The 12,363-nt window shown below is 37.3% G+C and carries 12 protein-coding genes; 2 read left to right on the forward strand and 10 right to left on the reverse strand.

What is annotated here, in order from left to right:
* Positions 1–65 precede the first annotated feature (65 nt).
* On the reverse strand, positions 66–3,086 hold the full coding sequence (locus I6E72_RS18820) for an immune inhibitor A domain-containing protein (protein WP_197113775.1): 3,021 nt from the start codon (positions 3,084–3,086) through the stop codon (positions 66–68).
* A 490-nt stretch (positions 3,087–3,576) separates the two neighbouring features.
* On the opposite strand from I6E72_RS18820, the gene I6E72_RS18825 reads away from it, so the two are divergent.
* Positions 3,577–5,301, forward strand: a complete 1,725-nt coding sequence (locus I6E72_RS18825; RefSeq protein WP_010552970.1) for an acetolactate synthase 3 large subunit — start codon at positions 3,577–3,579, stop codon at positions 5,299–5,301.
* Positions 5,301–5,798, forward strand: coding sequence for an acetolactate synthase small subunit (gene ilvN / locus I6E72_RS18830; protein WP_007580691.1), 498 nt, complete (start codon positions 5,301–5,303; stop codon positions 5,796–5,798). The genes I6E72_RS18825 and ilvN overlap by 1 nt, the downstream gene beginning before the upstream one ends.
* Positions 5,799–5,890: 92 nt before the next feature.
* Here ilvN and I6E72_RS18835 read toward each other — a convergent pair whose 3' ends face one another.
* The 9 genes from I6E72_RS18835 to I6E72_RS18875 form a co-directional block, all read right to left on the reverse strand.
* Complete coding sequence (locus I6E72_RS18835; protein WP_002962474.1) at positions 5,891–6,166, reverse strand: HU family DNA-binding protein; 276 nt, start codon at positions 6,164–6,166, stop codon at positions 5,891–5,893.
* Positions 6,167–6,376: 210 nt separating this feature from the next.
* Entirely contained in the window at positions 6,377–6,916 is a 540-nt protein-coding gene (locus I6E72_RS18840) for a DUF3833 domain-containing protein (protein ID WP_197113778.1), read from the reverse strand.
* Between the two features lies 1 nt (position 6,917).
* Positions 6,918–7,406: a chalcone isomerase family protein gene (locus I6E72_RS18845; RefSeq protein ID WP_024609161.1), complete on the reverse strand. Its 489-nt coding sequence runs from the start codon at positions 7,404–7,406 to the stop codon at positions 6,918–6,920.
* A gap of 54 nt (positions 7,407–7,460) precedes the next feature.
* A complete protein-coding gene (locus I6E72_RS18850) occupies positions 7,461–7,961 on the reverse strand; it encodes a DUF2878 domain-containing protein (protein WP_197113781.1) in 501 nt (166 codons plus the stop codon).
* Positions 7,939–9,201 (reverse strand): SAM-dependent methyltransferase, encoded by a 1,263-nt coding sequence (locus tag I6E72_RS18855; RefSeq protein ID WP_165735776.1) that lies wholly within the window; start codon positions 9,199–9,201, stop codon positions 7,939–7,941. The genes I6E72_RS18850 and I6E72_RS18855 overlap by 23 nt, the downstream gene beginning before the upstream one ends.
* Before the next feature lie 37 nt (positions 9,202–9,238).
* The gene (locus I6E72_RS18860) at positions 9,239–9,976 is read right to left on the reverse strand and encodes a DUF1365 domain-containing protein (protein WP_007580701.1); all 738 of its coding nucleotides are present in this window, start codon (positions 9,974–9,976) and stop codon (positions 9,239–9,241) included.
* Positions 9,969–11,225, reverse strand: coding sequence for an NAD(P)/FAD-dependent oxidoreductase (locus I6E72_RS18865; RefSeq protein ID WP_007580703.1), 1,257 nt, complete (start codon positions 11,223–11,225; stop codon positions 9,969–9,971). Before I6E72_RS18865 ends, I6E72_RS18860 begins: the two co-directional genes overlap by 8 nt.
* Positions 11,222–11,932 carry an SDR family NAD(P)-dependent oxidoreductase gene (locus tag I6E72_RS18870; RefSeq protein ID WP_024591087.1) on the reverse strand — a complete coding sequence of 237 codons (711 nt, stop codon included), beginning with the start codon at positions 11,930–11,932 and terminating at the stop codon, positions 11,222–11,224. The genes I6E72_RS18865 and I6E72_RS18870 overlap by 4 nt, the downstream gene beginning before the upstream one ends.
* 2 nt (positions 11,933–11,934) lie before the next feature.
* Positions 11,935–12,363 (reverse strand): nuclear transport factor 2 family protein, encoded by a 429-nt coding sequence (locus I6E72_RS18875; protein WP_197113784.1) that lies wholly within the window; start codon positions 12,361–12,363, stop codon positions 11,935–11,937.

The raw sequence follows: 12,363 nt of genomic DNA on the forward strand, positions 1-12,363 counted from the left end.
TAATATTTGTTATTAATTTAAATAGCCCGCTAATTTAGCGGGCTTTTTTTATTTGTTAATTAAGCTTATACCAACCTGGTGTATTTATGCAGGTTAGTATTAAACCTAAATAAACTTAACAGTAGTAATCCTAATAAACCTGCCAATGATCCGCCACTTGAACCCGAACTACTTTGTTGCTTTTGCACTGTAAGAGATAACTCTTTAGTAAAAGTATCATTGGTTTGAGTATCAGTAACATTCAACGTTACATTAAATGTCCCGTCAGTTTGATAAGTATGCCTTGGGTTTTGTAAGTTTGATACCGCACTGCCATCACCAAAATCCCAACTGTAATTATAACTATTAAAGCCGCCGGTTACTTGCGCATTAAATTGAGCGCTTAAATCATTTACTGTAACGTTTGCGTCTATGCTAAGCGGAACAGTTGCAGTTACATCAACCGCTTTAGTTTGCTCCGTGCCTTCGTTATCTGTCACTGTAAGCGTTACTTGGTAATCACCAGAGTATAAATAATTATAAGTGAGCGATTGCGTCGTTAAAGTACTTCCATCCCCTAGCTGCCAATTATAAGTATACGGTGCGACTCCACCTGTAAACGAAGCTTGAGCTGTTAATATTCCTTGGTTTATTTCATATTCAATTTCATTTACAGATAATGGCTCAACTAATGTAACTTGAGCTACAGCTACTTGCTGTGAAGTATCATTACTTGCCATAAACTCAACGCTATAGGTGCCATAGTCTTGATATTCATGAGTAGGCGTTAACTCTGTGCTTGAGCTACCATCGTCAAAATTCCACGTGAATTTATCCGCAGGCGTGAGTGCAAAACCTTCTACATTAAAATTAACGATTAAACCTGTTTTGGTAAAATTAATACCCTTAGTAACATCGTAATTAAGCTCTACTTCTATATCTTCACTATCAGCTGACTGGCTTATAATATTAAACCCAAAGCCAACCTGTGGAAGGGCAACGCCCGATGACTGTTGCGCTGAAAAACTATAGTCGGTTTTATCAGTAAACTCTGTAATAGCTGATAAATCATCATCACCTAACCCAGCTCGCTGTGGATATAAACTAAAAGCAGCATCACGAATTTGAATTGCTGAAGCAGCCGGAGTTTGCGTACTGCCTTTATTTATCGAGCGCTGATCAGCATCTACCACTAATGCAAAACCACTACCTGGATGCTCGGTAGTGTTATTATCTGCTTGAGATTCATTGCTGTACCACAATAATAACCCCGGTGAGTACTGCTCTGCTTGCAAACTACTGTCAACGCCAGTGTATGAACGCAATTGTAAATAGTAATGTGATGGCGATGCATATGTGTAACTACCTATTTTTTCAAAGCCATTAAACTCAGTGTTAATTTGATCTTGTGCATTATTTTGCCAAATTAAGGTATCACTTTGCTCAATACGCATATCATCCACAACAAAACCATAATAATGTGTGTTCGCATCTGTTATGTATTCAATTTTTAGATCAATCATTTGCCCAGCATAAGCTGATAAATCAAACTTATGGGTTAAATAGCCGTTAGGTTGCTTAGCATCACTATTAAAAAATGAATCACCTGATATATACGGACCAATGTCACCATAGTATGGGTTAATTGCTTGCGTATAATTACTAGCAATAGGCTCCCCATTTACTTTTACCTGTACTAAATCATAGTCGCGCTCAATACTGTAATAAGCAATAAAGCTTAAAGTAAGTGCCTCAGTCGTGTTTGGTAGCGTTACTGTATTAACTAAGCTATTACTAATATTGTCGCCCGTATTTGAATAGTATTGAAAATCACCTTCTACTGGCGTTTTAAATTTTTCGAGTCGAGATGGCAGTGTTATTTTTATTTGGCTTTGCAGTTGTGAAGTACTCGCAGTATTAATTAATGTTTGCTGTGCGTTAGCATCTATCGCATCCATATCAAGCGTGAGCTGATTAACCCAATTACCCTGGTATCGATTTTGTAAATATTCAAGCGCATAAGGGCTAAACATAACAGGCTCAGAGCCTCGTGGAGAACCTGCCCAACTTCCTGTCGACATAACTGACCAAGACGCGACAGGCTCACCTACCGTGTTAGATTGTAAGTCGTATTCATCTAATAATCCCAAGTCATGCCCAAACTCATGCACCACCACGCCAATCCCAGCATCAATTGGATTAATTGTGTAACCAGAGAGCTTAATACTGCTGCCTGCAATCTCGCTCGGCCCGCTATTTTCATCAAATACATAGTAGCGGTGCGACCAAATAGCATCAGTGCTTAGGTAACCGCCACCTGCTTCCTCGCCAATACTTGAATGAAAAATCATTACATGGTCAATAATGCCATTGGGTTCGTTAATAATTCCATCGCCATCTACATCATCTAAATCAGTTAAATCATAGTCCGTTAAATTAATATTAAACTTTGCAACCGCCTTCTCCACAGCCTCTTTGACTAAAGCGGGCGCATTTTTATCACGTGTACTGCCTTGGCGTTCACCATATATTTTTGCATTGTTATCAGCGGTTACCCAGCCATATACCTGCCCGTTAAAGTTTAAGCTATTACCAGACGCTGCTTTATAATAATCAGCAGCCGTTGATATGCTTTGTCCATCAGGGCCCGCATAACCTTCAGTATTAAAAAGCATTTGCTGATAGTGTTCAGTTGAATAATCAGCGTAAAACATATCTGTGTCCTGCTCTACAAGTCGATTATCGTCATGATTGAGGTCAGGAAAATCAATTAAGATAGCTAACACTTTTACATCATTAACGCTTTGATCAGGCACTAACGACGTTGAAAAAGCGGCTTGTTGTTTATTTGTGTTTGAAAAATCCGTAGAGGAGGATTTAAATTGCCTAAAGCCATTTTTAATTGAGTGATTGGCAACTTCTTTGTTACTCATATATGACTTAAATGAACTATCTAACTCACTAGAGGATATTTGGTCTCTTTTTTTAAGCCAATATAAAATACGTTCTTCGTTAGTTATACCAACATCATGCGGGCTTAAATTATTAGCCGCTACTATAGGGCTTAATAGCGTAGTTAAAAGCGCAATTAACGTCACTTTTTTCACTGTATTTTCCTCAAACATAATTATGTAGTAATCATACCTAATAATAGAAATTTAAACATGCGATAAAAACATATAGTTAACATGTGCAATAAAAGTTAATGGTCTTTCACACTCTTTTATAACTAAAATCAAACACACAACCTAAAACGCATAATTTCTGCTAGATAACTCAGTTAAATACAGTATTTCTGAAGATTTAAATTAAAAAAAGCTACAAAACGAATTTAAAATGCAAAAAGCCACTTTCGAGGTTGACATAAGGGTTCAAAACCCTTAAAAATAAACCTATACAGAATTTTTAATTTAAAAGCAGTGTTTTGCTAAGTAGAGTAAAAACTATGAACACACAAATTAACCTTTTAGTCGTACTCGTACTGGTCTTAGTTATAAGCCCAGCGGGGATGTATTAAAAGGTGATACTGCTTTTTAAAAACCCTCGCACTACGCGGGGGTTTTTTTATGCATAAAAAAAGCGCACAGAGGAATGAGGATGAGTAAACAAGAATATAATGGCTCTGAACTAGTAGTTCAGGCATTAAAAGAGTTAAAGGTAAAATACATATTTGGCTACCCCGGTGGTTCGGTTTTAGACTTATATGATGCACTTTTTCAGCAAGATGATATTGAGCATATATTAGTACGTCATGAACAAGCTGCCACACATATGGCTGATGGTTATGCTCGTGCTACTGGAGACGTTGGTGTTGTACTTGCAACCTCAGGCCCTGGCGCTACAAACTGTATAACGGGTATTGCAACGGCCTACATGGATTCAATTCCTATGGTTGTATTATCAGGCCAAGTGCCTACAAGTTTAATTGGTGACGATGCATTCCAAGAAACTGATATTGTTGGCTGTTCTCGCCCTATAGTTAAACACAGCTTTAACTGTAGAAGTGCTAAAGAAATCCCAACAATCTTAGCTAAAGCCTTTTATATAGCCAGTACAGGTCGTCCTGGGCCCGTTGTAGTTGAGCTTCCTAAAGATATGCTTAACCCTGCTATAAAGTTTGAATACGAATTTCCTAAAACAACAGAGCTAAGAACATACAGCCCTAATACTAAAGGGCATTCAAAACAAATTCGTAAAGCGGTAACAACTATTCTAGAGGCCAAAAAACTGGTTATCTACTCTGGCGGTGGTATTGTTATTTCAAATACGTCAGAGCAATTAACGCATTTAGTTGAATCGTTAAATGCACCCATTACCAATACACTAATGGGGCTTGGCGGCATATCAGGTGTACATCCAAACTTTGTAGGTATGCTAGGCATGCACGGTACGCTTGAGGCCAACAAAGCAATGGCAAACGCCGATGTGATTTTAGCGCTTGGTGCTCGTTTTGATGACAGGGTAACTAATAACGTTAAAAAGTTTTGTCCAAATGCCACAATTGTACATGTAGATGTAGATCCAACTTCAATTTCAAAAACAATCAAAGCGCATATACCGGTTGTAGGTTGCTTAGCAACAGTACTAGAACAACTACAAACGGGTATTGATAAAAGCCCAATTAAAATAGATCGCAGCGCGCAAGAAGATTGGTGGCGCCAAATTATCAGCTGGCGTGAACAAAAATGTTTAAGCTACAACACAGATGGCGACAAAATTAAGCCACAAGCCGTAATTGAAGCTGTTTATAAAGCCACTAATGGCGATGCTTACGTAAGTTCTGACGTTGGTCAGCACCAAATGTTTGCAGCGCAATATTACCCATTTAAGCATCCTCGTCAGTGGATAAATTCAGGCGGCCTAGGCACTATGGGCTTTGGCTTACCTGCTGCTATGGGCGTAAAATTAGCCTTTCCGGATAAAGAATCTGTATGTATTACGGGTGATGGCTCTATTCAAATGAATATTCAAGAGCTATCTACCTGCTTGCAGTACAACCTAGCTGTAAAAGTTGTATCACTTAATAACCGCTCTTTAGGTATGGTACGCCAATGGCAAGATATGGTTTACGGCGGTCGTCATTCATCATCTTACATGGACTCACTGCCTGATTTTGTTAAGTTGGTTGAAAGCTACGGGCATGTGGGTATTAAAGTAAACACACTTGATGAGTTACAACCTGCAATCGATAAAGCTATGAGCATAAACGATCGTTTAGTCTTTTTAGATATTCTTGTAGACGAGAAAGAACATGTATACCCAATGCAAATCAAGTTAGGTGGCATTGATGAGATGTGGTTACGTAAAGGAGTAAAAGCATAATGCGTCGGATTTTATCTATTCTATTAGAAAACGAACCAGGTGCACTGTCACGTATTGTTGGGCTTTTTTCACAACGTGCATACAACATTGACAGCCTAACTGTTGGCACAACTGATGATCAGTCGTTATCACGTATTACCATTACCACCATGGGTGATGACAGAGTGGTTGAGCAGATCACAAAACAAGTTAACAAATTAGTCGACGTGCTTAAAATTATCGATTTAACAGAAATGAGTCACATTGAGCGAGAGTTATTGCTTGTTAAGGTATTTGCTCAAGACGAGACGACTCGTGCAGCGGTTACCCGCGTAGTTGATGTGTTCCAGGGTGTTATTTTAGATATGGGCCGACAAAGCTATAGCCTGCAACTAGTGAGTAGTACAGACAAAATAGAATCGTTTTTAGACACACTTCGTCATGAAACCGATATTATTGAAGTTGTACGTTCTGGTGCTGTTGGCATTGGCCGAGGCGATAAAGCCTTAAAAGCATAAATTTATAATATAAAGGCATCAGTTGATGTCTTTATTAAACATAAAAAAAAAGAGCTAAATAGCTCTTTTTTTATTTTAATTCGTTAAACCTATTAAGGGTTTACTTGGTCTTTAAGACCTTTACCTGCTTTAAAGCTTGGGATAGTTGCCGCTGCGATTTGGATCTCAGCACCCGTTTGTGGGTTACGGCCAGTGCGAGCTGCACGTTCTTTTACTGAGAAAGTACCAAAACCAACTAATGCTACTGAATCACCTTCTTTTAAAGAAGAAGTTACAGCACCTGTAAACGCGTCAAGAGCACGAGTAGCAGCGGCTTTAGAGATTTCTGCATCAGTAGCAATTTTTTCAACTAATTGAGCTTTATTCATTGTTAGATTCCTATTCGTTATTATTTTGCCTTCGCAAAACCTATCTTTATGCATTTTTAAAGAGTTAGCAACAGCAAATTGCATTTTTTGCTTAAATTCTTAAAAAATGAGTAAAATTTAAATAATTCTCGGTAGAATACAGCGTGTTGGGTTAACAAAGACTTAATTTGAGTACAATTTTGGCGCAAGTTAAGCAACTGGGTAAATAAGCTATATTTTTTCGATAACTAAGGTCACTTCCCCGACCTCGACTCCAAACTTAACAATAGATGTGCGGTTTATCAAGCGCGATTGTGTAACCAGGTACATCCAATCGTCAAAATTCACTTCTAAAGTACTGCCATCGTATGGAAGCTCTACATCATAATTCCAATGAAATACGCTGCCGTCACTTTTGCCTTTTGCTGTACCTATAACATCAGCTGCTGTCCCCGTTAAACTATTGCCTTCATTTAACGTTATTTTCCAGATTCGCTTTTGGGTTTCGCCATCATCATAAACAAAGTCTTCTTCAATAACGCCCTGGTTACCGTCCCAAGTCGCATTCATATCTACGACAAGCTTTCGGGTCAATTCGCCTTTAAAGTCTTGTACAACACCATAGGCTTTCAAATTTCCGCTAAAAAACGTTTTAAAGTCGAAATTTGGCGATGTATTTTTATAATGTTCAACATTTGGTGCCGAACAGCTAATTAAAAGTAGAGCCGAGAGGCTCATAACAGCTGCTTTTAACGTGTTTAATATGTTCATATTAATTCCCTAATAATTGCTTTCGTAATTTTGGTTCAGAGGTTTTTTCATCAAGCCAAATAGCTAAAAAGTCACTCGAAAATTGAGGTTCATCAATTTCACCCATTTTTTCATCATTATGATAAAAAGTGCTCATACCTTGCTCATTTGTCACTAATGTTAGTGAGTCACCCTTTTTTATATCAGGCCAAATAGACAACAATTTACTGTCGTATTTATCTGCCAGCCCTGTTTTTCCAAGATGTTCCCACTGCTCATTTGTTGCTTTTACTATTTCTTTAGCGTCAAAGTCACGTAAATAGGTAAGCTTAAACTTAACAGGATGTGTTTCTGCGCTGTAATTACCTGAAGGGGTAAATAGCACAGCGTCATATACATCCCAAAATAAATACTCCATTCGTGCTTCGCCTACTTTATTAAATTGTGTGTTAGCTAAAACAATTGAAGTGGTAAGCAAATAAAAAGTAACTGCCTTTAGTAAAAATTTCAAAATAAGCTCCCTTTGAGTCAATGGGTAATGTTACGAAATAGAAATTGTGGAAGATCAGCGATTGATGAATAACTTGATTTTTTGGTTTATAAAAAGAATAACAGTAAACACTGTAGACCAAAGCGCCCCGTAAACGAGCCAGAATTGCCATAAAGGTAAACCTAAACTTATTACTTCAAAGCGCGCTCCAGCCCAATAACTTGCTGGCGCAAATGCCATACATACCAAAAAGGCCTGCCAAAGCTTTAATTTACTCAAAAAAAACATTGAGGTATTTAAAGAAAGTAGTAATGCAGCCCATAAAAACACGAGCCATAGAGGGAAGGGATAAACTTTAAATTCTAACAAGCCTAACTTTACCGCTATAAATTCTAACAATAGTGCTAAAGGTAGGGCTTTAATTAATAGTAAGGAGTCTTGTTTTTTCTGCTTTGACAAACAAAACATTAAAACAATAATCAAGCCACTAAAAAGTAGCAAATTGGCTTCAAGCAGCAGTGATAAAAACCACACTGCTTGAAATAAAACAAAATTAGTAACCGAGCGCAATATCATCGTTATCACTAGTAAAACGAGGTTTACGCGCCATTAAATGTACCGTACTTGTTGCTCTGGCTCTAAACGCACCTTCACAATAAGCAAAATAAAATAACCATAAACGATAAAAGCGTTCATCAAATTTAGAGCGGTCTAAATCAGGCCAGCTTTTTATAAAACGAGTTCGCCAGTCTGCTAATGTTCGTGCGTAGTGAGCGCCAATATCATTAACAGTATGAATAACCATATCGGTATTATTTTTAATCTGCTCACTCATTTCGTTAAGCGATGGCAAACATCCGCCCGGAAAAATATACTGCTGAATAAAGTCAGAGTTTTTTAAGTAGTGCTTATAACGCTGATCGCCAATAGTAATTGCTTGAATAAGCATGGCGCCATCGTCTTTTAGGAGCTCACCACACTGAGTGAAAAAGCTAGGTAAATAGTCGTGACCAACCGCTTCTATCATTTCAATAGAAACAAGCTTGTCGTATTTACCTTTTAGTAGTCTGTAGTCGAGCTTAAGTAATGTTATTTTACTTTCAAGACCAAGTTCAACAATCTTGTTAGCTACATAATCATGTTGCTCATCAGATATGGTTGTTGTTGTTACATGGCAATCGTAATGTGTGGCTGCATATATAGCAAATGCCCCCCACCCTGTACCAATTTCAATTACTGAATCATTTTTTTGAAGCTCAACTTGCTCACAAATGCGTTTAAGCTTGTATTGCTGAGCCTCTTCAAGTGTGGCTTCTTTTGTAGGATATACAGCACTTGAATAAAGCATTTCTTTACTTAAAAATGATTCGTACAAATCATTACCTAAGTCGTAATGAGCAACAATATTTTTCTTAGAACCCGATTCTGAATTTTTGTTTTTTATGTGATTAAATCGGTGTGCGATATTACTAAAAAATGCGAATTTTTTTTCAAACTCATCGAGTTGCTTTTCGTTTATAGCAAATATCTCAATGAATGAAGTTAAGTTGTCACAAGACCAATGTCCCAAAATATACGCTTCACCAGCGCCAACGCTCCCAGATAACGCAAACGCTTTATACATAGCTTTATCATTAACTGTTACTGTTGCTTTTAACGCAGACGATACATCACCAAAAACTGTGCGCTCATTTCCTTCAATTAAAACAACTTGACCTGTTTCAATTGACGAAAAGGCTTTAGTCACTAATTTTTTATATATATTAGTTAACCAACTAGTGCTTTGTTCGCAATTTAAGCTCGACACTTTATCCATTAAAATACCTATTAATTGTCCTGACTACCTATGTGCTTTATGGCTTACCTGAGTGACCTAGAAAAGGTACTCGCTTTATAAACAACTTTAATGCTTGATAATAAATACCTTTGAAAATAGACCATGTCATGGCCGGAAAACGTTTAAACAACTTATTAATCTCTTCGTTAGTGAGTTCTTTACGTTTCAAGCGAAGTGTTGCATCAAATAATAACTCTTCATTTCGCTTATTTTCAATGTGTATCAATGTTTTATCAGGCGATTGTTTAACATGCCAATGATAGTTCATATCTAGATTCATAAAAGGTGATACGGAAAAAACCTTCTTAAAGTTCACTTTTTTTTCTAAAGGGACTAAATAATAATGACGTTCGTTCCATGGTGTATTACTCACTTCAGCTATCATGTACTTAAAACGGGTGTCGTTGTGGCCAAAAAAGTAAAAATTAACAGGGCTAAAATACACACCAAAACAACGAAGCTGCCCTAACATGTAAATATGAGAAAAGGTTTCAGTAATACCTAAATTGGCAAGTTGATCATGCGCACGCTCAATAAGAGGTCGTTTAGCAAGTTCTGAGGTGTCTTTAAGATAATCAGCTTCATTAAATTTTAACGCTTTTAAGCCTGACGTACCTATGTGCTTATGCACACCATTTAGTTGTTGAGGATTATTTAAATCTACCCACATCATATACAAAGGGTAACTAAAACGATGTTCTTTAACAGCAAAACGGCGATGTTTTACATCGCCTAAATACACTGCACTAGTCAAATTCGACCCCAAGTTGCTTGGCTACATCTACACCACTGTGTACGCCATCTTCATGAAAACCATTGTACCAATAAGCACCACAAAAATAACTATTGTTTTGTCCATCAATACTGTGTTTAAGCTTTTGAGCAGCAATTGACTCTTGGTTAAATACAGGGTGATGATAAGTAAACTCGCGCAAAATTTTACTTTGGCTTATTCCTTCAAGGTGATTAAGCGTTACACAAAACTGTGTATCCGATTGTATACCTTGCAAAATATTCATTTGGTAAGTAACAACAGCTGCTTTATCAGTGTTGTTATTAAGTAGGTAGTTCCAACTTGCCCATGCCGCTTTTCTATCAGGTAAAAGGTTTGTATCGGTGTGCAGCACAACTGAATTCTCAGTGTAAGCTATTGCACCCAATACTGACTTTTCTTGCTCAGTAGCATCACCAAGTAGTGCAAGCGCCTGATCTGAATGACAAGCAAATATTACTTTATCAAACTTACTTAATTCACCATTGGCAAACTCTATTGTTACTTCATCATTTTGACGCGTAACAGATTTAATATCTGTATTAAGTTTAATTTTATCAGCAAAGCCTCTGATCAGTGGCTTAATATACTGACGAGAGCCACCTGGTACTACATACCACTGTGGTCTATTTGTTACATCTAAAAGGCCATGATTAAAGAAGAACTTAACAAAAAATTCAACGCCTACATTTTCCATTTCTTTAATACTGGTAGACCAAATAGCTGCGCCCATCGGAAGAATATAATGGTATTTAAAAAAGTCATTAAAGTGATTGTCACTAAGCAATTGCCCTAATGATTGATCAGACTGGTAATCATCTTTTTCATGTAGTGCTTTACACAATTTGTTAAACCTAACAATGTCGTACAATAATCGCCAAAACTTAGGTCTAAAAATATTACGACGCTGTGCAAACAGGCTTGTAAACGTATGGCCATTGTATTCAAAGCCAGTGGCTTCGTTATGAACACTAAAGCTCATCTGCGTTGTTTGTTTATCTACACCAATACGCGATAGTAACTTTTCAAAGTATGGGTAAGTTCTGTCATTAAATACAATAAAACCAGTATCTATTGCGTATTTTATGCCGCACACATCAACATCAACCGTTGCAGTGTGGCCACCTATATAATCATTTTTTTCAAATACGGTTACATCGTAATGTTTATGAAGCAAATGCCCACATGTTAAACCAGATACACCAGTTCCTATTATTGCTATTTTTTTCAACGGGCTAATCCTTTTGCGATTTTAAGCCAAATTGGGAGTGGCAAAATACGTAATGCTTTTAATATAAGAGTAAAACGGTACGGAAAGTGAACATCTTTTCGGCGCTTATGTATTCCCTTAATCATATAGTCTGCGGCTTTTTCAGCGGTAACAGCCATAGGCATCGGGAAATCATTTTTATTAGTAAGCGGAGTTTTCACAAAGCCAGGGTGAACTAAAGTCACATCAACATCATCTAAATCAACAGCTAAGCTTTTTGCTAAGTAACTTACACCCGCTTTTGATGCACCATAAGCTTCTGAACGAGGTAGCGCAAGATAGGTAACACTTGAGCTGACCAAAACAAGCTGACCACCTGAATTTATTTTAGGAAGTAGCGCCTCAAGGCAATACCCCATAGAGAGTAAATTTACGTTTATTACACGCTCAAACAATGCACTATCAAAATTTCGCGCGTCATCTATGTATTCACAATTACCGGCGTTTAAAATAACACGGTCAAAATGAGGAAAGCCAATAGTAGACTCTTTAATGTCTTGTAGATTAGTTGCATCAAATTTACACGCTTGAATATTGTCGTATTTAGCAAGCTCAGCGAGCTTTTCACTATTACGGCCACAAGCTATAACAGTGTCTCCCAATTGCGCATATTTAATTGCTAACTGCTCACCAATACCAGAAGTAGCACCCGTTATAAGTGTGATCATAATTAACCTGCCCTTTTATCAATTAGCTTTATAACACTACCAAGTAAAGGAATATGTTTGTACAGCAACTCGCCCACATTCAAGTAGTCTCTGTGCTTGATAATTTTGCCATTTTCAAAAATAAGCTTGCTATGACCTTCTACCGATATAGTTTTACCTGATGAAAGCTTTGGATGTGCATAGTGCATAGTCCAATAGATAAAAGCATTGTTGCCGCTATCAAACGAATCGCTAATATCAAACTGACAATGCTTAACATTGCTATATAAGTTAGCAAAGTACCTGCGCAATTCTACAATGCCATTAATTTCATGCATCGGGTCTATAAACTGTATGTTGTCACAGTAAATATCACTCAATAAATCAAGATTAGTGCTATCAAGCTGTTGGTATATTTCAACAAATTTATCTACTGGTAACTGGTTATCCAT

It is taken from the genome of Pseudoalteromonas sp. NSLLW24 (assembly GCF_015864725.1).
GTDB lineage: Bacteria > Pseudomonadota > Gammaproteobacteria > Enterobacterales > Alteromonadaceae > Pseudoalteromonas > Pseudoalteromonas arctica.